The organism is Peribacillus sp. NPDC058075, assembly GCF_042885195.1.
Classification (GTDB): Bacteria; Bacillota; Bacilli; order Bacillales; family DSM-1321; genus Peribacillus.
Genome location: NZ_JBHVSL010000001.1, coordinates 2,115,924 through 2,142,616 on the forward strand (window position 1 = coordinate 2,115,924; position 26,693 = coordinate 2,142,616).

General features: G+C 42.3%; 26 protein-coding genes, 1 pseudogene and 2 riboswitches. Of the genes and pseudogenes, 5 read left to right on the forward strand and 22 right to left on the reverse strand.

Going from position 1 to position 26,693, the window contains the following annotated elements; genetic code table 11:
- Positions 1–7: 7 nt before the first annotated feature.
- The 14 genes from ACFVS1_RS10485 to ACFVS1_RS10550 are packed head-to-tail and all read right to left on the reverse strand — an operon-like array spanning position 8 to position 12,678.
- A complete protein-coding gene (locus ACFVS1_RS10485) occupies positions 8–544 on the reverse strand; it encodes a cob(I)yrinic acid a,c-diamide adenosyltransferase (protein ID WP_352924722.1) in 537 nt (178 codons plus the stop codon).
- A 14-nt stretch (positions 545–558) separates the two neighbouring features.
- Positions 559–1,122 (reverse strand): nitroreductase family protein, encoded by a 564-nt coding sequence (locus tag ACFVS1_RS10490; RefSeq protein ID WP_352924720.1) that lies wholly within the window; start codon positions 1,120–1,122, stop codon positions 559–561.
- On the reverse strand, positions 1,101–1,910 hold the full coding sequence (cobA, locus tag ACFVS1_RS10495) for a uroporphyrinogen-III C-methyltransferase (RefSeq protein ID WP_387547064.1): 810 nt from the start codon (positions 1,908–1,910) through the stop codon (positions 1,101–1,103). Before cobA ends, ACFVS1_RS10490 begins: the two co-directional genes overlap by 22 nt.
- Positions 1,911–1,931: 21 nt before the next feature.
- On the reverse strand, positions 1,932–3,341 hold the full coding sequence (locus tag ACFVS1_RS10500) for a cobyrinic acid a,c-diamide synthase CobB (RefSeq protein ID WP_387547067.1): 1,410 nt from the start codon (positions 3,339–3,341) through the stop codon (positions 1,932–1,934).
- A gap of 16 nt (positions 3,342–3,357) precedes the next feature.
- On the reverse strand, positions 3,358–4,482 hold the full coding sequence (locus ACFVS1_RS10505) for a cobalt-precorrin 5A hydrolase (protein ID WP_387547070.1): 1,125 nt from the start codon (positions 4,480–4,482) through the stop codon (positions 3,358–3,360).
- On the reverse strand, positions 4,479–5,255 hold the full coding sequence (cobM, locus tag ACFVS1_RS10510; RefSeq protein WP_387547073.1) for a precorrin-4 C(11)-methyltransferase: 777 nt from the start codon (positions 5,253–5,255) through the stop codon (positions 4,479–4,481). Before cobM ends, ACFVS1_RS10505 begins: the two co-directional genes overlap by 4 nt.
- Positions 5,252–5,959 carry a precorrin-2 C(20)-methyltransferase gene (cobI, locus tag ACFVS1_RS10515; protein WP_098371853.1) on the reverse strand — a complete coding sequence of 236 codons (708 nt, stop codon included), beginning with the start codon at positions 5,957–5,959 and terminating at the stop codon, positions 5,252–5,254. The genes cobM and cobI overlap by 4 nt, the downstream gene beginning before the upstream one ends.
- Positions 5,952–7,166: a precorrin-6y C5,15-methyltransferase (decarboxylating) subunit CbiE gene (cbiE, locus tag ACFVS1_RS10520; RefSeq protein ID WP_387549287.1), complete on the reverse strand. Its 1,215-nt coding sequence runs from the start codon at positions 7,164–7,166 to the stop codon at positions 5,952–5,954. Before cbiE ends, cobI begins: the two co-directional genes overlap by 8 nt.
- Positions 7,150–8,262: a cobalt-precorrin-5B (C(1))-methyltransferase gene (locus tag ACFVS1_RS10525; protein WP_387547076.1), complete on the reverse strand. Its 1,113-nt coding sequence runs from the start codon at positions 8,260–8,262 to the stop codon at positions 7,150–7,152. The genes cbiE and ACFVS1_RS10525 overlap by 17 nt, the downstream gene beginning before the upstream one ends.
- 5 nt (positions 8,263–8,267) lie before the next feature.
- On the reverse strand, positions 8,268–8,915 hold the full coding sequence (locus tag ACFVS1_RS10530) for a precorrin-8X methylmutase (protein WP_034312499.1): 648 nt from the start codon (positions 8,913–8,915) through the stop codon (positions 8,268–8,270).
- Between the two features lie 12 nt (positions 8,916–8,927).
- A complete protein-coding gene (cobK, locus tag ACFVS1_RS10535) occupies positions 8,928–9,698 on the reverse strand; it encodes a precorrin-6A reductase (RefSeq protein ID WP_387547080.1) in 771 nt (256 codons plus the stop codon).
- Positions 9,695–10,639, reverse strand: a complete 945-nt coding sequence (locus ACFVS1_RS10540; RefSeq protein ID WP_387547083.1) for a sirohydrochlorin chelatase — start codon at positions 10,637–10,639, stop codon at positions 9,695–9,697. The genes cobK and ACFVS1_RS10540 overlap by 4 nt, the downstream gene beginning before the upstream one ends.
- 18 nt (positions 10,640–10,657) lie before the next feature.
- Positions 10,658–12,295 carry a precorrin-3B C(17)-methyltransferase gene (gene cobJ / locus ACFVS1_RS10545; RefSeq protein ID WP_387547087.1) on the reverse strand — a complete coding sequence of 546 codons (1,638 nt, stop codon included), beginning with the start codon at positions 12,293–12,295 and terminating at the stop codon, positions 10,658–10,660.
- Positions 12,296–12,309: 14 nt separating this feature from the next.
- Positions 12,310–12,678 (reverse strand): (2Fe-2S) ferredoxin domain-containing protein, encoded by a 369-nt coding sequence (locus tag ACFVS1_RS10550; protein WP_387547090.1) that lies wholly within the window; start codon positions 12,676–12,678, stop codon positions 12,310–12,312.
- 151 nt (positions 12,679–12,829) lie between these two features.
- A riboswitch (cobalamin riboswitch) is annotated at positions 12,830–13,020 on the reverse strand.
- Positions 13,021–13,223: 203 nt separating this feature from the next.
- Positions 13,224–13,419, forward strand: a riboswitch (cobalamin riboswitch).
- Between ACFVS1_RS10550 and ACFVS1_RS10555 the strand changes: the two genes are divergently transcribed.
- The 5 genes from ACFVS1_RS10555 to ACFVS1_RS10575 all read left to right on the forward strand — a co-directional run bounded on the left by ACFVS1_RS10555 (position 13,403) and on the right by ACFVS1_RS10575 (position 16,279).
- The gene (locus ACFVS1_RS10555) at positions 13,403–13,561 is read left to right on the forward strand and encodes a hypothetical protein (protein WP_387547093.1); all 159 of its coding nucleotides are present in this window, start codon (positions 13,403–13,405) and stop codon (positions 13,559–13,561) included. Its footprint overlaps the riboswitch before it by 17 nt.
- 34 nt (positions 13,562–13,595) lie before the next feature.
- Positions 13,596–14,339 carry an energy-coupling factor ABC transporter permease gene (locus ACFVS1_RS10560; RefSeq protein ID WP_352924700.1) on the forward strand — a complete coding sequence of 248 codons (744 nt, stop codon included), beginning with the start codon at positions 13,596–13,598 and terminating at the stop codon, positions 14,337–14,339.
- A 1-nt stretch (position 14,340) separates the two neighbouring features.
- Entirely contained in the window at positions 14,341–14,652 is a 312-nt protein-coding gene (locus tag ACFVS1_RS10565; protein ID WP_133345719.1) for an energy-coupling factor ABC transporter substrate-binding protein, read from the forward strand.
- The gene (gene cbiQ / locus ACFVS1_RS10570; protein WP_387547097.1) at positions 14,639–15,415 is read left to right on the forward strand and encodes a cobalt ECF transporter T component CbiQ; all 777 of its coding nucleotides are present in this window, start codon (positions 14,639–14,641) and stop codon (positions 15,413–15,415) included. Before ACFVS1_RS10565 ends, cbiQ begins: the two co-directional genes overlap by 14 nt.
- Before the next feature lie 18 nt (positions 15,416–15,433).
- Positions 15,434–16,279 (forward strand): energy-coupling factor ABC transporter ATP-binding protein, encoded by an 846-nt coding sequence (locus tag ACFVS1_RS10575; protein WP_387547100.1) that lies wholly within the window; start codon positions 15,434–15,436, stop codon positions 16,277–16,279.
- A 103-nt stretch (positions 16,280–16,382) separates the two neighbouring features.
- Here the strand turns inward: ACFVS1_RS10575 and ACFVS1_RS10580 are convergent, their stop codons facing one another.
- The 8 genes and pseudogenes from ACFVS1_RS10580 to ACFVS1_RS10615 form a co-directional block, all read right to left on the reverse strand.
- On the reverse strand, positions 16,383–16,601 hold the full coding sequence (locus ACFVS1_RS10580; protein ID WP_387547103.1) for a YozQ family protein: 219 nt from the start codon (positions 16,599–16,601) through the stop codon (positions 16,383–16,385).
- Between the two features lie 177 nt (positions 16,602–16,778).
- Positions 16,779–17,831 (reverse strand): annotated as a pseudogene (locus ACFVS1_RS10585) (alanine/glycine:cation symporter family protein); the annotation flags it as partial.
- 117 nt (positions 17,832–17,948) lie between these two features.
- Positions 17,949–19,523 (reverse strand): class I adenylate-forming enzyme family protein, encoded by a 1,575-nt coding sequence (locus tag ACFVS1_RS10590; RefSeq protein WP_387547106.1) that lies wholly within the window; start codon positions 19,521–19,523, stop codon positions 17,949–17,951.
- A gap of 26 nt (positions 19,524–19,549) precedes the next feature.
- On the reverse strand, positions 19,550–20,722 hold the full coding sequence (locus ACFVS1_RS10595) for an acyl-CoA dehydrogenase family protein (protein WP_387547108.1): 1,173 nt from the start codon (positions 20,720–20,722) through the stop codon (positions 19,550–19,552).
- A gap of 169 nt (positions 20,723–20,891) precedes the next feature.
- Positions 20,892–21,797, reverse strand: coding sequence for a LysR family transcriptional regulator (locus ACFVS1_RS10600; RefSeq protein WP_387547111.1), 906 nt, complete (start codon positions 21,795–21,797; stop codon positions 20,892–20,894).
- A 110-nt stretch (positions 21,798–21,907) separates the two neighbouring features.
- The gene (locus tag ACFVS1_RS10605; RefSeq protein ID WP_387547114.1) at positions 21,908–23,146 is read right to left on the reverse strand and encodes an MFS transporter; all 1,239 of its coding nucleotides are present in this window, start codon (positions 23,144–23,146) and stop codon (positions 21,908–21,910) included.
- A gap of 260 nt (positions 23,147–23,406) precedes the next feature.
- Positions 23,407–25,398 carry an alkyl/aryl-sulfatase gene (locus ACFVS1_RS10610; RefSeq protein WP_387547116.1) on the reverse strand — a complete coding sequence of 664 codons (1,992 nt, stop codon included), beginning with the start codon at positions 25,396–25,398 and terminating at the stop codon, positions 23,407–23,409.
- Positions 25,399–25,695: 297 nt separating this feature from the next.
- Entirely contained in the window at positions 25,696–26,574 is an 879-nt protein-coding gene (locus ACFVS1_RS10615) for a LysR substrate-binding domain-containing protein (RefSeq protein WP_387547119.1), read from the reverse strand.
- Between the last annotated feature and the right edge of the window lie 119 nt (positions 26,575–26,693).

A 26,693-nucleotide genomic window follows, 5' to 3' on the forward strand; every position in this document is an offset into this window, starting at 1 on the left:
CACCCCCTTAAAACTCTAATCCTTTGACAGCGCCAATGCCCTCGTCATAATAATGCTTGGTAGCATCAATCGATGAAACCAAATCGGCCATTTCCATAAGCTCTGGTCTGGCATCCCTGCCGGTAATGACTACATGCATATGAGCGGGACGATTTCGAATCGCATCGATGACTTCAGTTAATGGCAAGACATCTTCAATCGGGAATTTGGAAATCGCCAATGCATTGTTCAACTCATCCAAAACAAGTAAATCAATGCCGGGATCACTAAGGGCCAGTCTTGCCTTTTCCCAAGCTAACGATAATGCGTTGCGATGCTCTTCTGGAGTTTTGGTCCATGTAAAACCAATACCTAGCTGTTCCATTTCAACTCCTAATTTTTTCAAAGCCAATGCTTCCCCATATGTACGCTCTGGAGATTTTATGAACTGAAGGTATTTAACAGTCATTCCTCTGCCGATTGCCCTCAAAGTCACCCCTAATGAGGCAGTCGTCTTCCCTTTCCCGTTTCCTGTATAAATAAGCATTAATCCTCTGCGTGCCACTCACTCACCTACCTTCATAGCCAAACTGTTTTTTCTATGTATGAAGTCCTTTTAGTAGCTGGAACCGGTTGATCGCCTTTAGGGTATCCGACAAAAATGGTGCCGATCACTTTTTTGTTTTCCGGTGAACCGATAAATTCGTGCAGGCGTTCATCCCTGACAAGACCCACTCCTCTAGTGCGCCAAACGAATCCGAGACCAAGTTCTTTTGCGGCAAGCCACATCGAATGGACGGCACAACAACAAGCGAAAATATTGTCTTCAGATGAATCTGGATCGTCAGGTAAAATATCAGAAGTCACGACAATGATAAGCGGTGTCGTGTTTACAACTTCCAGTGAACTGTCAATCAATTTTGGTTTGGTCGGAAAGCGTTCATATAAATACCTTTCTGCCAATCTTTCATAACGGTGCTTCGCTTCTCCCTTGATTACATAAAAACTCCAAGGTTCACGCAATCGATCGTTAGGGGCATAGGTAGCCGCTTCCAATAGCTGCCTGATTTTTTGGTCTTCCACTTCTTTTTCTTCGTAATTCCTTATTGCCCGGCGTTCCTTCAATTCTTGAATGATGGACATTCCGACTCATTCCCTTCAATTATGGACTCTGAATCAATCACTCTTTCGAACCATTTGATTTTTTCTCTTAATTGGACGACATCCCCTACTAGAAAGATTGATGGATTTTGAATTTCCTCTTTTATAGCCTTCAAAGAAATCGAATTCAAAGTACCGGTAATCGTCCTTTGTTTAGCTGTCGTGCCCCATTCAATGACAGCCACTGGCGTATTGCCGTCCCTGCCATGCTCCATCAATTTTTCACAGATGAACGGCATATTACCTATTCCCATATAAAAGGCAATGGTATCGATCCCTTGAGCCAATGCCTGCCAATTCAGGTTATCCTGGCCCTTGTAATCACGGCCATGGCCTGTCACAATGGCATAACTTGAGGCATGATCACGGTGGGTCACCGGGATGCCCGCATAAGCCGGTGCTGCGATTCCCGCCGTGATTCCTGGGACGATATCATATTCAATCCCGTTAGCAGCCAGTATCTCCGCTTCCTCACCGCCCCGCCCAAAGACAAACGGATCTCCACCCTTCAGACGGGTGACGTTTTTCCCCTGTAAGGCTTTTTCCACTAAAAGTTCATGTATTTCATTTTGAATGAGATGATGTTTCCCTGGTGATTTCCCGCAATACACCAGTTCTGCATCTTCTTTTGCATAAGTTAATAATTCTGGATTGACAAGCCTGTCATATGCAATGACATCCGCCTTTTGGATACATTCCAGCCCATATACCGTAATCAGTTTCGGATCTCCGGGACCCGCACCGACCAGATGAACTTTTCCCGGTTTCATGCTCGCGCCTCCTCTTAAGCTTCAAAAAATACCTTTTTCCCAGTTGATAGTTTCATGGGCAGATCTGTTTTTTTGTTTCAAGCAAGCATCGATCCAGTTTTTAGCAAGTGTTGGATTGGAAGCAAAATGAAAGTGGGTATACCCAGCAACAAGGTTGCCCAACACACACCCCTCTTGTTTCGAACCGAATCTGCCTTTGGCTTCATAAGCATGTGCAAGATCATCATCCGCTTCATATGTCGAGTAGTGGAATTCATGACCTTTTGCCTGCTCCATTTCATTGATCAAGAAATTGCCTGGAGTTCCTTTAATTTCACGATACCCAAGTGCTGCAAGCTTTTTCTGCATTTTAATCCTGCCCGGGATCATTCCTGCCATCTGATGCGTTTCTCCGGAAGTTGTTTCAATCGATTTGCTCAAAAACATGAAACCGCCACATTCCGCAAGAGTCGGCATCCCCTTTTCAATGGAGCTTCTGATGGATAAGATAGCATCCACGTTACCGGAAAGTTCAGCTGCAAATTCCTCAGGAAAACCGCCTCCCAGATATAATCCATCAGCATCCAATGGTACTTCATCCCCTTTTAATGGAGAAAAATACTTGATGTTTGCCCCATATGCTTCAAGCAGCTCAAGGTTTTCCTGATAATAAAAATTGAAGGCTGCATCTTTTGCGACGGCAATGCACACGTCATTTTCATTTTTGGGTTGAAAAATATTTGATTCTACACTGGTAACGGAGCTTGTCTTGGATAAACGGTACAACTGCTCGATATCGATCGTTTCCATGACTAATTGTGCAAGCTTATCGAAAAACGGATTTAGTTCCCCGCGTTCAATAGCAGGAATTAAACCTAAATGACGGCTTGGAATATCAATATCCATTTCCCGCTTCATATAACCGAGCACCGGTACATCGCATTCTTGCTCAATGGCTGATTTGACAATTTTGTAATGACCTGCACTTCCCACTTGATTGGCAATGACCCCAATGATGTTCGGTCCGGTCAAAAAGTCCTGAAATCCTTTTACAATGGCAGCTGCACTCCGTGCCATGCTGGCACAGTTGACTACCAACAGGACAGGGCTTTGCGTGATGATGCTGATTTCAGCCGTCGATCCTGTATTGGCTAATGGACTTTTGCCATCGTAGAAGCCCATGACTCCTTCGATGATCGATATATCAGCTCCGGCACCTGCTTTGTTAAGAATTTCTCGAACAGTGTCATGTTCAAACATCCAACTGTCCAGATTGCGTGAAACCCGTCCTGTAACTGCAGTATGATAAGTAGGATCAATATAGTCAGGACCACATTTGAACCCTTGAACGGTATAGCCTTTCTTCTGGAGGGCTGCCATGATTCCGATGGTCAATGTCGTTTTACCGACACCGCTTCCGGTACCCGCAATTACCAGTCTTCTATCGTTCATATTTGTTTCTCCCTCCTTAAAAAGGAATGATCCCAACTGATATGGTTACGTTCCCCGATTTTTTCTTAACTAGCTCCAATTGTTCAGCTTTTGTATAAATCCTCACAGCCGGTTCACTCACACCATATGCACCCGTGTATTTAAATACTGTATCAGATGGCGCTTCGATTTTGGCTTGATTAAGCTCTTCGGGTTCATAATGCACGAATTCCCAGCCATATTTTTCAACTACTTCAATCAAGCCAAGTTCGTCTTTCTTTAAAGAAATTGTACAGATCGCCTTAACGCTTTTTAATGAAAAGGATAAATCTGCTAGTGTTTCTGCAATCACCTGCTCAATTTCAGCAGCCGCCGTTCCCCTATTGCACCCAATACCAAGAGCAATGACCTTTGGACGATATACGATTCCATTTTCCAGGATCCTCTTTTCCGACAGCTTGAGCATGCGGTGAGTCACGACCAGAGCTGCCTGCGGTTTTGCTTGAAGCGCTTCTTCAATGGATGGGTACACGATAATTCTTTCAGGTAACGCCGTTTCATAAGACCACCAGTTCCGTTCACCTGATTCCTGTACAACGGCAACATGCTCTTCATTTACAACGGACGCACTTACTGGCGTCAATTTTTCTGCAGAATCCCAAATCCAGCCGAAGCGCTGGCCGAATAAGTCGACAGGAATCGTTTTTTGTACATCCGAAGCCGTGGTGATTATAGCTCTTGCATCAAGGGCTGCAGCAACTTCCTTAGTTAGTTCATTTGCCCCTCCCAGATGCCCTGACAGTACACTGATAACATTTTCCCCTTTATCATCAATGACTACGACACCTGGATCCGTTTTCTTATCCTTCAAAATTGGTGCAATCATCCTCACGACTGCCCCGAGTGAAATAATTAAAATGATTCCCTTATATTCCTTGAATAAAGCTGGCAATAGCATACGGACACTGCCCGAAAAAAGCTGGATCTGTTTATGCTCTTCGTCCCCTTTTTCAAACTTGCTCATGTAATATAGATCGGAATTCGAAAAAACGGTATGTAATTTTCTTGCCAGCTCAACACCATGCTTTGTAATCGCAACGATCGCATAAGCATGAGACCGTTTAATGGGAGCAAGTTCCGCTTCTTTCAGTTCAATGATCATGGCTTAACACCTTTTCTGAAACCATGGGTAAAACTCGCATCATATAATTTGGAACGGTATTCATCTTTATCATGGATGTCAGGGTCTAACGCCCATCCAGCCAAAATCATCGCATGCTTGCGGATGCCATTTTGACGCATATCTTCATCCAAGTTCACTAACGTGGTACGAACGATTTTTTGGTCCGGCCATGTTGCCCTTTGAATGACTGCTACCGGAGTATCATCCTTCCAACCGGCTTCCTTGAGTTCTTTAACGATTTTTTTGGTCAAGGTCGCACTCAAGAAGAGGGCAATCGTACAGTGGTGACTTGCCAAATCACGTAGCTTCTCAAATTCCGGAACAGGCGTACGCCCTTCAGCCCTCGTCAATATGAGTGTCTGAGTTAAATCAGGGATGGTCAGCTCTGCTCCTATTGCCGCTGCTGACGCGAATACCGAACTTACGCCAGGAATCACCTCATAACCAATACCCTCTTTCTTCAAAAGGACAATTTGTTCCATGATTGCACCGTACATGGCAGGATCACCTGTGTGGATTCTAGCAACCATCTTTCCTTCTTTAACACGCTCAACCATGATGCCAACAATTTCCTCTAAATGCATTCCAGCCGTTTTTAGCACCTCGGCCTCGGGTTTTGCCTTTGCAATCAATTCTTCATTCACTAATGAATCCGTATATAAAATCACATCAGCCGTTTGGAGAATGTTCAATCCTTTTACTGTAATCAAATCCGGGTCACCCGGTCCGGCACCTACAATATATATCTTCATTTTCTCACCACCATCAATGTTAAGTATTCTAGTTCAAGTCCTTCCAATTCACTCACTTTCCAAATCACTTCCTCATCGGAAGTGACTTTGGTTACGACCGAGGCCTTTTCAAGCAAGTCCAAATCTTTTAAAACGGTAATCATTAAATCGATGACCTTTGCGACTTTGATGAACACCACGGCATCATGATCTTCGATGGCCTTCTTCATCGCTTCATAATCATCTCTTGCAGGAACTATCGCAACATGATCATCACCATCAGCCAAAGCGATGCCCAGCCTTGACGCTGATCCATTAAAGGAAGAAATGCCCGGGACTGTCTTGATTTCGACTTCGGGATGCAACTCCTGCATCAATTTCATCATATGTATGAACGTACTATATAAAAGCGGATCGCCTTCCGTAACGAAAGCCACATCTTTTCCTTCATTTAATTTTTGCCAAACCTTTTCAACCGTTCCGTTCCATTCCCGATCCAAAATGGCTTGATCTTTCGTCATCGGAAAAACAAGGCCCAGCATATCCTTCTCTTCAGGACGAATGTAAACTTCAACAATGCGATGGGCGTAGCTTTTACTCCCTTTTCTTTTTTTCGGATACGCAATGACCGGAGATTCCTGAATCACGCGAAATGCCTTTACTGTAATTAGCTCTGGATCGCCCGGGCCCACGCCAAGGCCATATAATGTACCAAGATTACTCATTCATGTCTTCCTTTCGTTGTGCAGTAATGATATAAACCGGATTAAGAGGTACAAACCTGTTCATTCCCAATATTGGCTTACTTCTGGAGATTTGCGCATGCATGATGGAGGTGTGAAAACCAGCTTCCGCAAATGCCTCATTAGCCCGGTAAAGATTCTCAATCGTCGCAGCATTAAGAACGATCCTGCCGCCTTCTTTAAGCCGTTTGCAGCATGTATTGATCAGCTCTACCATTTCGCCGCCAGTCCCGCCAATGAAGATCGCATCAGGATCAGGAAAATTTTCCAATCCATTCGGGGCTTTACCATGAATCGCCGTTATATCGGTACGGAATTTACGTTGGTTTTGATAACAGTTTTCTAAATCTGGCTCATTTTTTTCAATCGCGAAAATTTGACCTTCGGATGCGAGCTTGGCCGCTTCAATTGCCATTGAGCCCGTACACGTCCCAACATCCCAAACGGTGCTGTTTTTCCGGAGTTTCATCGCATGCAGGCTTAGTACCCGAATTTCTTTTTTGGTTATGAGTCCTTTGTCTGGCTTACGCTGCGAAAATTCTTCATCTTCTATCCCCAATGACCAGCTTGGACCTTCTGATTTTCTTTTCAAAATGACGACATTCAGCGGGGAGAATTCCCGCTCCATCATTTCATCCATTTCATACCAGCCAGATTCTTCGGTTTCCCCTTGAAGATTTTCAGCCACAAATGCCCGGTATTCCGTCATTCCGAATGAAAGGAGATATTTTGCCAGTTGATTGGGGCTATTTTCACTATCAGTAAGCAAGGCAACTTTCGCTTTCCCATCAATCCTTTGGGCCAGCCCTTTCATACTGCGGCCATGAATGCTAACGAGGAAGGCATCTTGCCAGCTTTCCCCCATTTTTGCAAAAGCAAGCTGGATTGAACTGAAATATGGGTAAACATCCATGTTGATTTTGCTGGAAAGATAGCCTCCCATTCCATAAAACATTGGGTCACCGGAAGCTAAAACCACTGTTGGACGAGTTTCATCCTGCAGTTGCTCCACCACCTTTTTCAAACCGCCCTTTATGACAATCTTTTTGCCAGAATAGTTCGGAAAGAAGGATAAGACCCGTTCACCTCCGACCAGCACTTCACTTTCTTCTATCCATCGGGCATATTGAGGCAGTAAGCTTTCCTGACCGTTATCCCCTATCCCGATTAATTTAATCGATTGACTCAATTCCAACAGCCCTTCCCAGTAATTGTCCTTTCAACGAATAAATCGCTGTTTCCATTTCAATGCCGCCCTTCACTTGGTTTATGGCAGAGTGACAGCAGGATTCACAAAGTTTATTAAAAAAGTCAAAATTATTAATGGCTGACATCATATCCCCGACTTGTGACGCTGTGTTTGCATTCTTGATTTCAAGAACAAGATCATCATCAGCTCCGACGCTTTGGGCTATTTCCGATAGAAAACCGAAGTCGACCGGGGCACTTTTTGAATGCACCATCATCACACCTTGGGCCACTTTGGAGAATTTGCCCATCATGCCGACCAGTGATACCTTTTTAATTCCCTGCCTCTTACATTGCTTAAGTGAGAAGCCCACAAAGTCACCCATTTCTATAAAAGCTTCCTCAGGTAAATCCTGGAGAAGGCCCATCGCATACTTTTCACTGCGCCCGCCAGTCGTTAAGACAAGATGCTCACACCCACTCGCTTTGGCGACACTGATAGCCTGGACGATACTTGCCATATAGGCGGAACTGGAAAAAGGGACGACGGTGCCCCTTGTTCCCAAAATGGAAATGCCTCCTATAATCCCCAAGCGGCCATTTAATGTTTTTTTCGCTATTTCTTCTCCTGCGGGCACGGAGATGACGACTTTCACTCCTCTATTGATCTTGAATTCTTCCAATGTTTGTTGCACAGTGGTTAAAATCATTTTGCGCGGTACAGGATTAATCGCCGCTTCTCCAACTGGAACGGGAAGACCGGGTTTGGTTACACGACCAACTCCGGTCCCTCCATCCAAGATAATCCCCGGTGCATCCGACCAGCTGACAGTAGAGATGATATGGGCCAAATGTGTGGCATCGGGATCATCTCCGGCATCTTTAATCGTTTCTGCACTTACCGCATTTTCCGATATTTCATATTTCTCAATAGTGAAAGTCGCATCTCGGCCGATTGGCAAGGAAATGGTTGCCTCCTCTAGTGCATCCCCCGTGATCAAAGCAGTCAATGCCGCTTTGGTCACGGCTGTCGAACATGCTCCCGTCGTATATCCATGACGCATTTGTGAGGGGTCTTTTTTCACTTTCTTTTCCATGTTTTTTAACTATCAGCTAAAAGGGAAATCGCGTTCAATGCTGCAACAGTGACAGTACTTCCACCTTTTCGGCCAATATTCGTAATGAATGGCACTTCTGTGATCTTAGCGAGTTCCTCTTTTGATTCTGCTGCAGAAACAAACCCAACAGGCATTCCAATGATTAAGTCCGGTTTTGCAATCCCTTCTTTAATAAGGCGAATGAGCTCAAGTAAAGCGGTAGGTGCATTGCCGATCGCATAAATGCCCCCTTCATTTTCTTTTACCGCTTTTTGCATCGAAATGATCGCCCTTGTCGTATTCAAACGTTTTGCTTCGACCATCACATCCGGATCTGAAATATAGCAATGAACGTCCCCGCCGTGTTTTTGAAATCTTTTTTTGCCTGTACCGCTCTCGATCATTTGCACATCCGCAATGACATGTCTGCCTTTGCGAATGGCTTCCACACCAGCTTGAATGGCATTTGGATGGATGATGACACTTCTTCCCAATTCAAAATCCGCTGAAGCATGAATGACCCGGCGGACGATCTTCCATTCATCTTCAGAAAAATCATGATTCCCCATTTCTTCAGCGATGATTGAAAAGCTATAATCATATATTTTGTCAGGGTCTACCGTTAGTGGTTTAAAATCCGTTTTAAAATCCATCTTGTATTCCTCCTATTTTTCATTTAACTGATTATTCAACTCGGCAATGACAAGTTCAAAACTGGAATGAACATTCTGATAGTCAACATCCGGTCGAGATATCATGATCGTCTCAATTCCACATTCCAACGCGGCTTCCAATTTCTCATCAACCGCACCGACCTTGCCGCTTTCTTTCGTTATCATCAATGTGACCCCATATTGTTCATATAGGGCTTTATTCAATTCTTTGGAAAACGGCCCTTGAATCGCAACGATATTTTTTTGTTCGATGCCCAGCTGTGCACATTTTTCCATATTGTCCATGCGTGGCAGCATTCTCGCTATGACTCTGGTATTCTCGAGCCCTACCAATTCTTTTGCGAACACGGATAGTGTTTTACTTCCGGTCGTGAGCATGATGACTCCCCGTTTTGCAGCGGCAAGCTTGGCAGCTTCCTCATAATCACGGACAACTATCAATTTATCATTCTGAAACCGTTGACTTTCACGCTCATAACGAATATAAGGAACATTTGCTGCCTTTGCTCCGTTAAGGGCGTTTTTGGATGCTTCTTCGGCAAATGGGTGACTTGCATCGACTACAGCCTGAAAACCTTTTGCAGAGACTAAAGAGGTGATATCTTCTGCCGATAATCGGCCTATCCGGGTGGATATCCCAGCATCCTGCAAACTCTTAGCCGCCGATTCAGTTACAACAGTTGCCAAAACCTTGAACCCTACCTTCTGCATCTCAATCGCTAATTCCCTTGCATCACTTGTACCCGCCAAGAACAAAATCATTTTGATGTCCCCACCACTTGCCCATCATGATCGTGGTGATGATCATGGTCGTGGTGATGATCATGGTCGTGGTCGTGATCATGGTCGTGATCATGGTCGTGATCATGGTCGTGATGGTGATGATGGTGAGCATGTCCATGTTCCTCGACATGTTTACGATAGTTTTCCAAATCACGCGCGCCGCTTGACCTGCCTTCACTGGCTTCAATTACTCGTTCTTGCAGAATGTTCTGTAAGGTTGGATGATATCCAAAATACTTTGCCAAAGTGAATTCTCGATCATGGTATTGCTCTTGATAGCCTTTCAGCATATCCTCCATTCTTTCCATCAACACACCTGTGAAGAGGAAATATGGCAGCATCACTACTTTTTTTGCCCCTAATCGGATGCATCTTTCAATACCTTCATCAACGTGCGGGTCCGTTACACCCATGAAGGCAGTTTCGACCCATTTCACGTTTAATTTTTCCCATAATAACCGTGAAATTTTATATATATCACTATTTGCATCAGCATCACTGCCACCTCGGCCAATTAGCAATATCGCTGTCTCAGAATGTTCAGTGGCCGTATCGAATCCCGCTTCCTCCAGACGGTCTGTCAGGATCGTCAATACATCATGGTGGACCCCGATCGTTTGGCCATATGTGAATTTCACTTCTGGATACTTGGTTTTCCCATCCTCTATTTCAGCTGGGATATGTAATTTCGAATGTCCTGCATGCAATAAAATGATGGGTATGACGATAACTTCAGTAGCCCCTCGTTTTACACAATTATCAATTCCTTTGGATATATTCGGTGCCGCAAATTCCAAGAAGCACGTTTCCACCAGGAAACGCTCGTCCATTGCCGGAATCATATTTTCAATAAAATGACGGACTTCTTCATTTCCCGAAGCCAACCGGCTTCCATGTCCTACGAACAAAACTGCTTTCATTTACTTTCCCCCTCTTGATTAGTCTTCACAAGGCGCAGGCTCTATGTTTATTTTGGGAGCGATGTCCTGATAAGAAAAATTCTGTATCTTTTTCAAACGTTTGAAGTATTTAAAGAGCCGCTCATTTGGATGAGCATTTTGCTTATACTCCCCGACAATGTCCGTGATCAGTTCAACAAGCTGTTCCGGTTCAATGCCTTCCGCAACCGGCTGACCCGGATGGGCTGTTCTTCCAACCGGTTTAGCTCCAAGAAATAAGTCGAACTTCCCTTTTCGGAAGACAATCCCGATATCATCCATCACAGCACTATAACAAGCCATCCCACACCCATTAAAACCGATGTTCAGTTCCTTGGGCATTTTCATTCCGCCAAGCACCCTGTGTATTTCATCCGCATAAGGAATGGATTCCGCTTTTTCACCATCACAGAAATCACAAGCTTTTAATGTCAGTACATCTCCAATCGGCGACAAAAGAAAGTTTGCTGATTGCAATTTCCCCGTAATGACTTCCGGATCCGTTGTCGGAATCTTCAAAACGATTTTATGATTTGGCGTGTATTCCATCGTTCCCTTTTCCCCGACAACTTCCGCAAGTGTCATCATTTGCTTGGGAGTGAATTGTTTATTCGCCACACCTGGACTAACGGCAAGTTCGAATACCGACTCCATTTTTTGCTGAACAATCGGCTGAATGGATTGCTTAACGGTTTGACCCTTGACTCTTGCCAGGGCCTCCATTGCCATTTCAAAGGAAGCTGGCTTCTTTTCTGGTGCTTTTGTAAGCAATCCAACTCCTCCAGCGGACTCGGTTAAGGCTTCTTGATCTAATGCCCACGGTTCCGCTTCTTTTTGCAGTCGCTGATGCGGCTTCAATGTTTGCTTTTCCGAATTCAAAGTATATTTTCTCTGATAGCCTCTTGGTGTGATGATTTTGTCATCATATAAAAAGGTGGATGAGTTACCGATGATGACGGTGGTCAACATTCCAATATCGTGATTCAACATTTCCTGCAAATTGGTTATGACAATATCCTGCCTGTCGCGATAAGCACTTTTCACCAACCCGACAGGTGTATCGGGCGAACGGTAGCGAAGGAGAATTTTCTGTGTTTCAACAATTTGCCGGGTCCGCCTGCCGCTGCGCGGATTATAAAGTGCAATGACAAAGTCTGCCATCGCAGCCGCTTCAACCCTTTTAGCAATCAGTTCCCAAGGGGTTAAATGATCACTGAGGCTGATCGTACATGAATCGTGCATGACTGGTGCCCCAAGTAAAGACGCACATGAGTTGATGGCAGAAATGCCAGGAATGACTTCAATGCCCACTCCAGTTTCTTCTTTCCAGCCTTTTTCAATCAATACTTCATAAACCAACCCTGCCATCCCGTAAACTCCGGCATCCCCACTGGAAATCACCGCCACTTTCTTTCCCAGCTCCGCTTGTTTCACTGCTTCCTGTGCACGTGATACCTCTTCTGTCATCCCCGTACTAATGATCGTTTGATCTGTAAGCAGCCCCTGAATGAGTTCAACATAAGTTTTATAACCAATGATGTAATCACTTTCTTGAAGGGCTTCGACGGCACGTTTGGTAATGTGTTCAAAATTCCCGGGCCCAAAGCCCACGATGAATAATTTACCGTTTGTACTCATTAAGACATCTCCTTTTACGCTTTGTTCTTTGAAATACCCGTATGAGCAGGAAAATCTGGATTAGGTGTCATTTCCCCATCATTGAATTGATAGATCATCTGTGAAACAAACTCACCTTCATCGATATTACTGACGATCTGCCGACCGAAATCAGCCGTTTCCACTCGATACCAGTTTCCTTGCGGATAGGCAATCACAACGCAGGCATCCTTACATCTTCCGTTACAGCGTGTCCTGGTTGTATGGATTTTCAGATCCAAGCCTTTTGAAGTAATTTCATCGCGAATCGCTTGGGTTACTTCTTCCCCGCCCTTTTTCATGCAGCTGCTTCCATTACAAATCAACAGATGTGTATGTGTACCCTTCAAGTTCCAAGTAGTCATCTTCTTCCTCCTGCGTTCAGGGAAAAGGCAAAATAAAAAACCTTAACATAAGAGTCAAGGTTTAAAAAAACTATATGAATGAGGAGCCAAAGGCAAGCATGCCAAATCCTCCCAAAATCGTCATAGTCCTTCTACCTTTCCCTCCGAAAAGTATCATGCAATTTTAAAAGCAGGTTTCCTGGCTTACGCTTCATTTTACTTTGTCCCTTCCCGGCAACAATGCCAGTGGCTATCGACAATTTCATCAGCGTTTACAGTAGCGGGGGCTGCATCGGATTTTCACCGATTTCCCTATTATCCCTTGCTTATTGACACAAGGGCACTTTTAAAATGAATTATTTGGTTTTATTATACATTTCTAACTAACTTAATCTATCATATAACAACTTTTTCAAAATTCAATAGTTTATTCCGACTGTTTAGAAAAGTTTAATCGTGTAAAACCAGTTAAAATCCTTTCCTTGCAACAAACTTCGTCCGAAAAAAAAAGATAGTGTAGCTGGAATTATTTCTTTATGGTACACTATACAAGAAAATTTTCAAAATAATTACATAAGTTTCATGGTGTTGAATTTCTCGGAATTCAGCTTAAAAGGGAAGCCGGTGAAAATCCGGTGCGGTCCCGCCACTGTAAAGGGAAGTCCTATTACTTTAACTTTAATCCACTGTCAAATGAGATGGGAAGGATGTAATGGGATGATGATCCAAAGCCAGGAGACCTGCCATGAAGCGTGAAACTGTTTCAGCCTACGAGGATGGGCGTGCGGATCAGGCAGAATGGCCCATGGTTGGTTCATGCTGCAAAATTCCTGTTCATTACGCACTTCTTTCCTTTGAGAGAAGTGCTTTTTATGTTGGGCGCTGCTTTTCTTCTCAAGATTGATCAGAAAAATTTAAAAGTGTTGAAAGGAGAAAGAATGAAAAGAACCAATTGGAAAATCATTTATTTTGTCATCTTACTGCTTTTTGTCCCGAACCGGGCAATGGCCATGCATATCATGGAGGGCTTTTTACCCATTGAATGGGCTATATTCTGGTGGGCTTTGACGCTTCCATTTTTAATCTTGGGTTACCGGTCCATTAGGTCCAAAGTAAGGGAAAATCCAGAAACTAAAATGATACTTGGCCTATCGGGTGCATTTGTATTTATTTTATCGGCCCTAAAGATTCCTTCCGTTACGGGAAGCTCCTCACACCCTACCGGTGTTGGTTTGGGTTCCATATTATTCGGGCCATTGGCCATGAGTGTCGTCGGCTCCATCGTTCTGTTATTTCAAGCTGTTTTACTGGCTCACGGAGGCTTGACGACATTAGGGGCCAATGCATTTTCCATGGCCGTTTGCGGACCGTTCATTGCTTACTTCGTCTTCAAGGGCGCAACTAAATTGGGGTGGTCTTTTTCACTTGCCGTTTTCTTGGCGGCTGCTTTTGGAGATTTGGGAACCTATGTAGTCACTTCCGTTCAACTTGCTCTTGCTTTTCCATCCGAGGTAGGAGGATTCATGGCTTCTTTCAGTAAATTTGCAGGCATTTTTGCCCTGACCCAAATTCCCTTGGCAATCAGTGAGGGGTTATTGACAGTCGTCGTGATGAATTTCTTGAAAAAATACAATCTAGGTGAATTGAAATTGCTGCGAGTTTTATCAAAGGAGGCCCGTTAATATGAAAAAAAGTCTACTGCTGCTTTTCCTGGTTGTCATTCTTGCAACCATACCGTTAATCACCCAACAAGGAACGGAATTTGGCGGTGCCGACGGCGAAGCTGAGGAAGCCATCACTAAGATCCATCCGGAATACAAGCCATGGTTCAACAGTATTTGGGAACCGCCAGGTGCAGAAACCGAAAGCTTATTATTTGCGCTGCAAGCTGCAATCGGAGCTGGTTTCATCGGTTATTTCATAGGTGTAACGAGACAAAGGAATAAGCAAACCAAACAAGAAATTCCCGAAAAATCGAAGCATGTTACTCATTGATAAATATGCCTATTTCAATGGGCTAAAGGATGTACATCCGTTGGAAAAGATGGTTTTTGCACTTTCCCTTTTGCTGTTTTCGTTAACGGTAAGGGATATGACCGTTTCGCTCATCACTTTTACGGTGATGAGCGCTTTAATCATTTTTGCGGCAAAAATCCCGCTTTCCTATTATCTGAAATTACTTCTATTGCCAGGATTTTTTATACTATCGGGAACCATTACCATTCTTTTTTCTTTCACAAATAAATTTACATCGATATCGAATATATGGTGGTCCTGGAAGGTCGGGAACTGGCAAATATTCATCAGCGATGACAGCGTCGGTACAGTGGCCAATTTGATCACTGTCGTATTCGGCAGCATCAGCTGTTTATATTTCCTTACCTTAACTACACCGATTACCGTCATCCTATCCGTGCTGCGAAAATTTAAAGTACCTTCCTTATTGATCGATTTAATAGAATTGACCTATCGCTTCATTTTTATTTTTTTAGATACAGCTTTGGCCATTCACCAAGCACAAGCTTCACGGCTGGGGTATGTTTCGTTAAGGAAAGGCATACGAACTCTCGGATTACTAATCTCGTCTTTATTTTTAGGAGTATTGCAGCGCTCTGGACAATTGACGATGGCCATGAACGCAAGAGGCTATCAGGAGAACCTTTCCTATATCGAGGATAGTTACACATATTCCTCACGCAATTGGCTGATCGCGATTGTAATATTAGGAAGCTTAATCTTTATTAATGGATATTTGTAAATTGGAGGCAACCCAACAATGGACGAGCATATTTTTCATATAGACGGCCTCACCCATCAATTCGCAGATGGAACGTTCGCTTTAAACGAACTGTCGCTAACGATTAAACATGGTAAAAAGATAGCGTTATTAGGCAATAATGGTGCCGGCAAATCGACTTTATTCCTCCATTTAAATGGTCTTTTACAACCTACGGCAGGAACAATCAGATTTAAGGGCAAGAAAATGAAATATGACCGTAAGTCATTATTATCATTACGAGAGCAAGTCGGGATTGTTTTTCAAGATCCCGACTCGCAGCTCTTTTCCGCTAATGTTCAACAGGATATATCGTTTGGTCCGATGAATTTAGGATGGGATAGAATGAAGGTTCAGGAGAAAGTAAATTGGGCAATGGCCCAAACGGAAGTAACGGAACTGAAAGACAGACCTACCCATTTTTTGAGCCTTGGGCAAAAAAAACGTGTCGCTATTGCGGGGATACTCGCCATGGAACCCGATGTCTGGCTCTTGGACGAGCCTACTGCTGGATTGGATCCTTATTTCTCTAGACAGATCATGGCTCTGCTGGACAGTATCCACGACACTGAGAAAACGATTATTCTATCAACACATGATGTTAATTTAGCTTATCAATGGGCTGATGAAGTCGTTGTCATGAACGATGGTAAGGTCATATACCAAGGGGATCCTATTTCCGTTTTCCATGATGAAGACGTTTTGCTGCAGGCACATCTGGAGAAACCGTGGGTTTTTGAAATGTTTCAAGCACTACTTCAATCAAGGAGCGCTGCTGAAAGGGACTTTTTTCCAAGAACGAAGGAACAATTGCTTCAAAAGTTGGAGACAGAAAGAATTTATTAATTAAGTATCCCCTAGCTCTTGTTCATATTTCCAAAAGCTAGGGGAGAAAACCGAGATCTCTATAAAATAGAGGCCATAATTCTTTCTAAAAAATCATATTTTATTACCTTTCTTCTTTAGATCTTTCTTTTGCAATTTCAATATCTTTTCCGTTTACATCATCAATGACTGCCTTTATTTCGCCTTCCGCATAAGTATCGGAGACTTGTTCGTGAGTTCTGGCCAGCCCAGAGGACAATGGATCTTCCCGTTTATAATCGCTGACATCATATATTCTTCCGGCAACTTCTGAAGATTCATTTTTTGATTGCTTGCTATCCATTTTATTCACTCCTAGTTTTTAAATTATCCAAACATTTTGACAGCATTATAAAAGTCAAAGGTATTTTGTGTAAAAAATGAAGCAATATTCAATCATGTAAAAAAAGGAGGAAAAAGGAAAAAAAGCTTACAAGTAAAATCCCCTTTCAAGGACTTTACATGTAAGCTTATTGAGAGTTTAGGCTTCCTTCTTCCCATCCACATAATCGGATGGGTCACCCCAACATTCCACATTCTTCAAACCTTTAATATTGTTCACATGGAAGACAGGATTTTTCCCACTTTTCTTTTGTTTTTGATAATCCGCCAGTGCAGCAAATGCAATCTTCCCTAATAATGCTATGGCGATCAGGTTGATAATGGCCATAAGGGCCATCAGCAAGTCAGCCAGTCCCCAAACAAAATCCAGTGAGGCAAGCGAACCGAAAATCACCATCCCTACGACTGCGATACGATAGATATTCAGCCAAACCTTATTTTCATTGATGAAGCCGATGTTCGACTCTCCATAATAATAGTTGCCAACAATGGAGCTAAAAGCGAATAACAGGACAATAATGGCAAGGAAAATACCGGCCCACGATCCCAATGCCGTTCCAAGGGCATTTTGGGTAAGGACGATTCCATCCGTTTCCTTCGATGTATAAAGACCTGAAAACAAAATGATGAAGGCTGTCGAGCTGCAAATGATGAGCGTATCGACAAAAACACCTAGAGACTGAATGAGACCTTGCTTGACGGGATGACTGACATCAGCCGTGGCACCAGCATTTGGTGCACTACCCATCCCGGCTTCATTTGAAAATAGGCCGCGCTTGATTCCCTGCATCATGGCAGCTCCCAGTACTCCGCCAGCCACTTCTTTTATTCCATCAAATGCACTTTGAAAAATCAAAGCAAAGACACCGGGTAACTCGGTAATGTTCATGATGATGATAATCAATGCCACTATCACATAGGCTCCTGCCATGATCGGAACGATGACTTCAGAGACCTTTGCAACCATTTTGATCCCGCCAAAAATGATGACAGCCGTGACCAAAGCCAAGATGATTGCCGTAACCCACTTTTCAATCCCAAACGATTCATTGAATGCACTCGTAATCGTATTGGCTTGTACCGAGTTGAAAGCTAGTCCAAATGTAAGCGAAATCAACACAGCGAACGTGATGCCCATCCAGCGTGCATTCAACGCTTTTTCCATATAATACGCAGGACCCGCCGCGGTTCCAAACACACCTTGGATATAGCACAAAAAAGCCCCACACGTCCTGATCTCAGGTTATCGTGCGAGGCTTTTTTTGCATTCCTCTGCTCTATCTTCTATTTGCTATAGGTGTCATTGTTGCTAGATCGTTAGAATACCTTGTGCAAACTTCTTTCTTAATTCTTTCTTATCAATTTTTCCAATCGGCGTTAATGGAAACTTATCAAGAAAATAGACTACTTTAGGAACCATATACTTTGAGGTTCTTTGTTTGCAAAAGTCAATTAATTCCTTACTAGTACAGTCCAGCCCTTCTTGCAGTGATGCAACGACACACACTACTTCTCCCCAATCTGGATGGGGAACACCTATGCAAGCACTTAATGCAACAGATGGGTGCAGGTTCACCACCCGCTCAACTTCTGAAGAATATACGTTCATCCCGCCTGAAATGATCATATCTTTCTTCCGATCTACAATATAAAGGTAACCGCTTTCATCCCATTTACCAATATCCCCAGTGTAGAACCAGCCATCACGGATGTATTGTTGGGTAAGATCCGGTCTTTGATAATAGCCTGCCATCATGGATGGTGATTTTACGATTATTTCTCCAAGCTCGGTTGGTTTTACATCATTTCCATCTTCATCAATCAGTCGAACTTCGGTAAGAATGCATGGTTTCCCACAGCTTTTCAAAATTTCAGAATTGTTATGATAAGCCCATACATGAGCGCTCTTCGATAGTCTGGCAATGACAATATTGCATTCTGTCATGCCGTATTGCTGGCGCATGATAGGCCCGAATACTTCAAAAGCTTCTTTAAGGCGCTTTTGAGAAATTGGTGACGCGCCGTAGAAGATATTGCGCATGGAGCTCATATCATATTCCATCTTCTTTGTCTGATCAAGGAGCCTGTATAACATGGTCGGTACCATGAATGTCGTCGTGATTTTATGTTCCTTTATCGCCTGTATGAATGCTGCAGCGTCGAATGAGCCCATCACATGGACATGGACGCCCGAAACAAGGGATCTCCAAAGTAATGAACCGGCTGAATGCACAATGGGCGTACTTAGCAATACCCGGTCACTGTCGTCCAGAGGGTCTTCGATAGCGGCAGAAAGTATGGCGGCGCCGAGTCCTTTCTGGGAATGCATGACGCCTTTTGGTGTACCCGTTGTCCCGCCTGTATATGACAGAAGGGCTATGTCTTCCTCTTCCGCTAATGGCAAGTCTAGATTATTTATGTCGCGAGGCCATTGAAACTGTTCAAACTCCTCCGGATAATTAATATGAAAGCCTGGGAGCCCAATGACATGGACATCTTCCTTCTTCATTTCTTCCAAATACTCAAAAAAGGTGTCAAAGTGTGTCTGTGTAGCTATTATTACCACTTCTGGTTTTGCTTCCTTTAAAATGAATTGTATTTCTCGTTTCCCCAGTTTTTCACTTAATGGCACTAAGGTGGCTCCACATTGCTGGATGGCCAAACCAAACATCACACTTTCCAAACTGTTTGGAATGATGGTCGCTATGCGGACACCCCTTCCTGCACCTAAACGAAGTAGATAAGAAGTGATAAGTTCTGTTTTTTTCCATAACTCGCCGTAGGTTAGCGTTTCACCGTTTGGCAACAAGGTAATAGCCGGCAATTCGCCGAATCGTTTCATTCCTTTATTCAACAGTGACTGAAATGTCATCTTTTGCAGCATGTATATTTCCTCCCTCGAAAAAGGTTTTACCCTTTTAATAATGCTTTGGCAATTGTATTTTTTTGAATTTCTGAGGTTCCGCTCAGAATACGATACATCCGAGCACTCCTGTACATTTTTTCTACTGGATGCCCTTTTACCAAGCCTTTGGAGCCAAAGATTTGGACAGCCTTGTCAGCCACACGGCAATTTACTTCTGAAGCAAACAGCTTAGCCATGGACGTGCCGGCTCGATCCTCTTTTCCTTGATCAATTTTTTCAACCACATCATAGACCATGCACTTTGCTGCATAGATTTCAGTTGCCATATCTGCGAGCATATGCTGAATTGCCTGGAAGTCACCGATGGGCCGGCCATGTTGGACCCGCGTTTTGGCATGTTCAATAGATAAATCGAGAAGGTGTTGAGCCATTCCGATAAATCCGGCGGCATGGGAGGCGCGATTTGTGTTTATTCTTTTCAATCCGAGCAGTAACCCTTTTCCTGGTTCTCCGATTATATTGGCGGCAGGCACTCGACATTGATTGAAATTCAATTCAGCATGTATGCGTTCTCCTGATAGGGGAACTTGAATGTCTCCTAGTTCAAACCCCGGATGTTGGGGTGTTTTTTTATCAACTAGGAAAGCAGTGATTCTTTCTTTTTCTCCTTTCCGGGATTCTTTCGCTATCACAATGGCAAAATCAGCATAGGGAGCAGCACTGATAAAATGTTTTTTTCCGTTTAATATATAATCATTTCCGTCTTTAAAGGCTGTTGTTTCGATAGCGAATGCATCCGAACCGGCATTTGGTTCTGTTAGGGCAAAGCAGCAGCTCGCTTCTCCCGTTACAACGGGCATCACATATTTTTCTATTTGCTCCGGTGTAAAACTTTCCAACATCTGACCAATTCTTAGCGGCCCGCCAATCTCGCCGATAACCTGCCCCCATAAAACCGCTCCGGAACGGGCCAATTCTTCTTTGAACATGCATAAGCCTTTTAAGCTAACATCTTGTCCGCCATAAGTTTCAGGGAGGTTAATTCCGTAAAAGCCCAATTCCCTGGATCGCTTCCTTGCCCATTGTATGGCTTCCATCGGGACATCCTCTTCAGCGTTCAATCCATGCTCCTGTTCATATGGCAGCAATTCATTTTGGATAAAATCCTGCAACTTTGTTTGAAGTACCTCTAATTTCTCTTCCTGGGACGTAACCATAAGTTTCCCCTTTCGATGTTTATTATCGTTGAACTTTTTAACTATTTAAAATGTTATAAAATTAATTTTAAATGTAAATAATATTGAAGTAAAATAAGGATATATGATATAAATATAAAAAATATTGAAGTTAATAAAAAAAATATTAGTTCCCTATCATCATAGGAAACTAATATTTAAGAGTAGTATAGAAATCGAGACATTTAATAAATTCCCTGGAAGCTTTTGAAAAATACTGCTTCTTAGAGCGAACGTAACCGAATTCCATTGTATTATTTTCCAGTTCCACCAAAGGAATGGCCACAAGCTCCCCGCTTAGGAAATAGGGGTCGCTATTAACTCCAATATCATAAGAAAAGGCAATCGCTAATCCCTCACCGACGGTTTTTTTGATGATCTCTGTATTATTTGTGAAAAACAAAATATTCATCTCACCGTAATGATCAAAAAAACCTTTAATGAACGACTTCATTCTGGGACCATTGTAAATAACCAAATTTTGGTCCATTAGTTCCTTTGGGGTTATGCTTTTACGGTTCACTAAAGGGGAGTTCTTACTGACCATCACAATCACTTTAGCTTCCATCAAGGGCTGGAATTCCAGCTCAATTTCTTTTGGTTTAATCTTTGGGATATTCAATAGCCCGATGTCTATCTTACCATTCAGTACTTCTTCGGTTATTTCTTGTCCCCCTTTTTCTTCAATGACAATTTTCACCTCGGGATACTTCTTCTTAAATAAGGCCAGGGATTTAGGCAAAACCGTTAGAAATAACCCTTGTGTAGATGATAGGCGTAACTCTTTTTCCATCGTATCTGTATGTATTTGGGCACTGTCTCTTATTTCTTCCAATTTGCTTAATACTTCAAGAGCTTTCTGGATGATTTCCTTTCCGTCTTCTGTAGGTATGGTTCCTAACCTTGACCGCTTGAAGATTTTTATACCTAATTCCTTCTCCAAACTCGTAATGGCCATGCTGATTCCAGATTGGGAGATATGGAGGCTTTCTGAAGCCGTGGAAATCGAGTTAACCTCGGCTACCTTGATGATATATTCCAATTGTTCAATATTCATGATTCATTCTCCTTCTAGCCTATTACTAATATCATACCTCGAACAGAAAGCCCTTTCAATTTTAGAGAAGTGGATTCAGGACACTTCAAACCAAAAGCAGAATGCCAGTTTTATATAATAGTAGTTGTTTTTTCATAGTCTTTTGCGGGTTGTGCCCGATTATTTTTAATAGATACGGCAACAACCGTTCCCAATAACGCTATTATCACCAAAAACAGGAAAGCGGCATTATAGGAGTCATTAAACAAACTGATAATCAAACCGAGGGCTAAAGGAGAAACCGCACCGGCAATTTGACCGGCAAAAGTTACGAGTCCGGAAGCAGAGCCCGTTAGTTCCTTTGGTGAGTATTTTATGATGATCGTATAAAGAACCGTTCCAAAGAAAGACAGTGCTATGGAGTTGAGAGTGAGATAAGTGATGATAAGTGCTATAGACGTGGCGTTAGACATTAGAAAGAGAAAAATTGCCGATAATAAAGCGCCTGCAGCGGCAAGATACTTCTCCCGGTTAGCCATATGCTTATCCAGAAGCCACCCGCTTACATTAAACATCAAGAAACCAAATATATAAGGAATTGCCAATAGACCTCCGGCGGCTATTAAATCCACCCCTTTTTCTTTAACCAAATATATAGGCATCCAAGTGATCAGACCATAGTTGATAATATTTGATATAAACTTGAATGTTATGAGTTTCCAAATATTTTCGATTTTAAATAACAGTTTCAGAGCAACCTTTTTTTGTTTTGGTTTGTCTTTTCTAACCTCTTGATTTCCTTGAGGCTTTAGAATGAACCAAATTCCGAAAGAAGCTAATATCCCTAGAATTCCGGCAATGGTAAACATGCCCCGCCAACCGAATGCCACCACCATGGAAGCGGCAAGTGCAGTACCTAATATCCCGCCAATATTTTGGGCTGACAGGAAAAACGAATTTGCCCGGCCCCGTTCATCTTCCGGGAAGTTATCTCTTATAGTGGACATACTGGCAGGATAGAAAGGCCCCTCACCTAACCCGAACAGAAAACGGATGAATAATAAAGACATAAATGACCAAGCAAACCCAGTCATTACAGTGAACAAGGACCAACTAAACAAAGAGACAGCAACCATGACTCTGGCGCCATACTTATCGGTCATCCATCCGCCAAGCGGTTGCATGAGTGAGTAGCTAACAAAAAATATACTAATTAAAATACCTGTCTGGGATGTATTGAGATGAAATTCATCTGCAATAGGAATGATCCCGACATTTATGGCAACGCGATCAAAAAAACTTAAAATCATTCCAACAAATAAAAGACCGCTAATCATTATTTTTCGTTTCTTACTTGCATATAACTGCATTCCCCATCACTCCATTTTTTTATATTTTCACAAAACCTCAGCCACATAGGAAGCGCTTACAATTCCTTTCGAATGACAAAACTTGAAATTTTTTTTACGGTTATTGACTTATGTTCTGTAACTATTAGGAGCGTTTTATAAGAAATTAAAAATGAAACTGGATGCCTACAGGATTAATGCATTCAAACCCACGAGACTACTATGTAGGCTAGTGGGTAACCGATCCATCCTGGTTTTAAGAATATGAAGTAGTTTTATTATCACGGAGTTACGATATTAACCTTTGGTTGGAATTGATCCAGCAAAGTCAGGAAATCTTCAAACTGTTTTATATCACCGGAAATGGAAACTTTACCAGCCGTTTCCATTTTAGATACATCTTCACGTCCCAGAGCAATCTGATAGAAGGTTATTCTATCTAATGTTAATGTTGCATCAGGGTTGGATGCCATCTCCCCTTTTTTGAAGTTCAATACAGAATTATTCAGTTCAATCGTGTATTTGGTTTTCGAATCTGTAAATGTCAAATTGAATGTCATATTTTTATTTTCCGCTTTTGTTCCGTTTAATTTAATGGACAAGAATTTCAGAAAATCATCCGTTGGCATATTGAGCAGCGTATCGATATTCATCATTCCGCCACTTCCTTTCGAGTCTGCCACACCATTCCTTAACTCATCTGCGCCGGTAAGATAGAAATTACGCCACACAGAAGATTCAGCTGTGTATCCTAATTGCTCATATGCTTTAGCCAATAAATTTTTTGCTTCTGTATTTTTCGGGTTGGCCATGACGACATGCTTTAAGACTTGAGCTACCCAGCGATATTCCCCTTTTTTATAATCAAGTTTTGCCCGTTTAATGACCTTCTTTTCCCCACCCATATTTTGTACATATTTAGCGCCCGATTCCTCTTGTGGTAATGGATCCAAGTCTGATGGATTACCGTTGAAATATCCTAAATAAAAGTTGTACACCGCTTTTACGTTGTGTTTCAATGTTCCGTAATACCCCCGATTAGCCCAGACTTTATCCAACTTTTCAGGAAGCTTTAACTCTTCCGCGATTTCATCCGGTGTTAGACCTAAATTAGCTAATCGTATGGTCTGGTCATGAATATATTTGTACAAATCACGCTGACTTTCCAACTGCTCCAAAACATTGTCCCTTCCCCATATGGGCCATGTATGGGCCGTAACCATAGCATCTATATCTTCGTTTCCAAACAGATCAACTGTTTCATCAAGTGCTTTCACCCATTTTAAAGTATCTCTGGTTTTAGCTCCTCTTAATGTATAAATATTATGTAACGTGTGTCCGGTATTTTCCGCTACCACTAAAGTTTTGTATTCATTGATATAATAATGCATTTCAGATGGGGCTTCCGAATCCGGCGTCAATAAAAATTTAAATGTTATTCCATCTATTTCCACCGTTTGAATATCATCCTTGACTTCCATTGTTGGAGGTAAATAGCTAAAAGTTCCGTTACTTAATCCAGGGCCAATACCAGAAGTAACAAATCCCCTTTCATTTGCGGGCAAGAGATTTCCAAACATATAACCAGCACGGCGAGACATTATATTGCCTAATAGAATGTTTTCACTTAGCGCTTCATCGTTAAAACCTGCTGGGACAATAATCGGCACCTTAGCTGGATTTTCAGCGTATTGAGCAATGCCTTTCATACCACCAAAATGATCCGCATGACTGTGACTAATTACAATTGCACTCACCGGACTTTTGGGCCGATGTTCAAAATAAAGCTCCATGGCTGCTTTGGCCGTTTCAATTGTAGAAAGTGTATCCAAAACTATTAATCCTGTTTTTCCTTCCACAATGGTAAGCACTGATAAATCCTGGCCCCGAACTTGATAAACACCATCTACCACTTTAAATAAGCCTGTTATATTTTGCAATTGAGCTTGCCGCCACAAGCTTGGATTTACAGAAAAACTTGCCGGCTGATCTTCGTTGATGAATGAATATCGATTACTATCCCAAACTACGTCACCTTTTGAATTATTCATTGGATTCATATTCAAAGGCGCAATGAACCCTTTATGTGCATTCTTGAAATCTTCCTTATCTTTAAAATTCAACTGTTCATAAAAAGCCTTATTTGCTGAAATTGTTGCATCTGTCGCCGGCATCGGCTCATCTGACGCAGCCTTTGTAACAGAAGACCCTGCCAGTAAAACAAAAACAATGGGAACGGATACAATTCCTTTAATAAAAGATACTTTGGACATTTCATACCCCTTTCTGATTAGACATCATGTATCTATTCCGAATGTAGCAGCAGTAAACTTTCTCATTTTTCATAAATTTTTACAATAATGTGAATTTATTTTATAATTAATTTGCCTTTAAGTATATTTCCTATTTCTAATGGTAACTTCAATTTTATTTATATAAAAAATAACAATCCTTTTATTTGTCTAACCGAAGGCTGAACAACCAAATACAAAATGCCCCTCCCGATAGGGAAGAGCTTTAATGAATAACGCTGCCAAATTGTATTGGTAAACGAAGGTAGCTTTCATTCCTTATCGAAGAAAATCAACAAATTTAGACACCCCTATTTTATTGAATCGCTTGTTTTTCCTGACTAGCCATAAATTTCTTGTTATTTCTATTCTGGAAATGCCCACTTTACGCAAAAAGCCTTGCTCCAATTCCCTGGCCACTGTCAACCTTGGCAAAATGCTGACTCCAAGTCCAGCTTCAACCGCACTTTTTATCGCTTGTGTACTGCCAATCTCCATGTAGCTTTCTATTTTTTCTAAAACCCCATGCTCTCTTAACATGTTTTCTACGATAAGCCGCGTTCCGGAAATGGATTCACGCCAAATCATCCTTTCATTTCCCAATTCCTCTAGCTGAATTTCTTTTCTGTCTTTCCATGGGTGGTCGGCTGGACATACCAATATCAATTCGTCTTCGGCAAACTTGTCTACAATAAAATCGGTGTTTTCCACAAGTCCTTCCACCAAGGCCAAATCAATGACATCGTTTGAAAGATCCTCCAGAACCCGGGGGGTATTTTTTATCGTTAAGGTCACTTTTATTTCAGGCTGTTGTTTTTTAAATCTCCCCAGCAAGCTCGGCAACAAATACTCACCGATAGTCAAAGATGCCCCTACTATGAGGTTTGCATTGTACTCGCCCGTTGATTGCTGAATCACTTCTTTTGAATGGTTGAAGTCATTTACAATAGCTTTTGCAAAAGGGTATAACAGCTTTCCTGCTTCAGTAACTCTCAGCCTTCCTTCCTCACGGTCGAATAACAAAGTGTTATAATAATTTTCAAGTTGATGGATTTGTCGTGTTACAGCGGGTTGAGATAGGAAACTTAACCTAGCTGCCTGGCTTATACTTCCTTCATCCACCACTAAACAAAACATTTTCAGATTTTCCAATTTCAAGAAAACAACCTCCATGTTTTTTAGATAGTTTATTTAAATGATAGCATCATTAGGTAAATGGTGAAATGAAAATAGTGTGATACATTCTGAGGCTATTCAATTATTGGCGGCATTCTTTA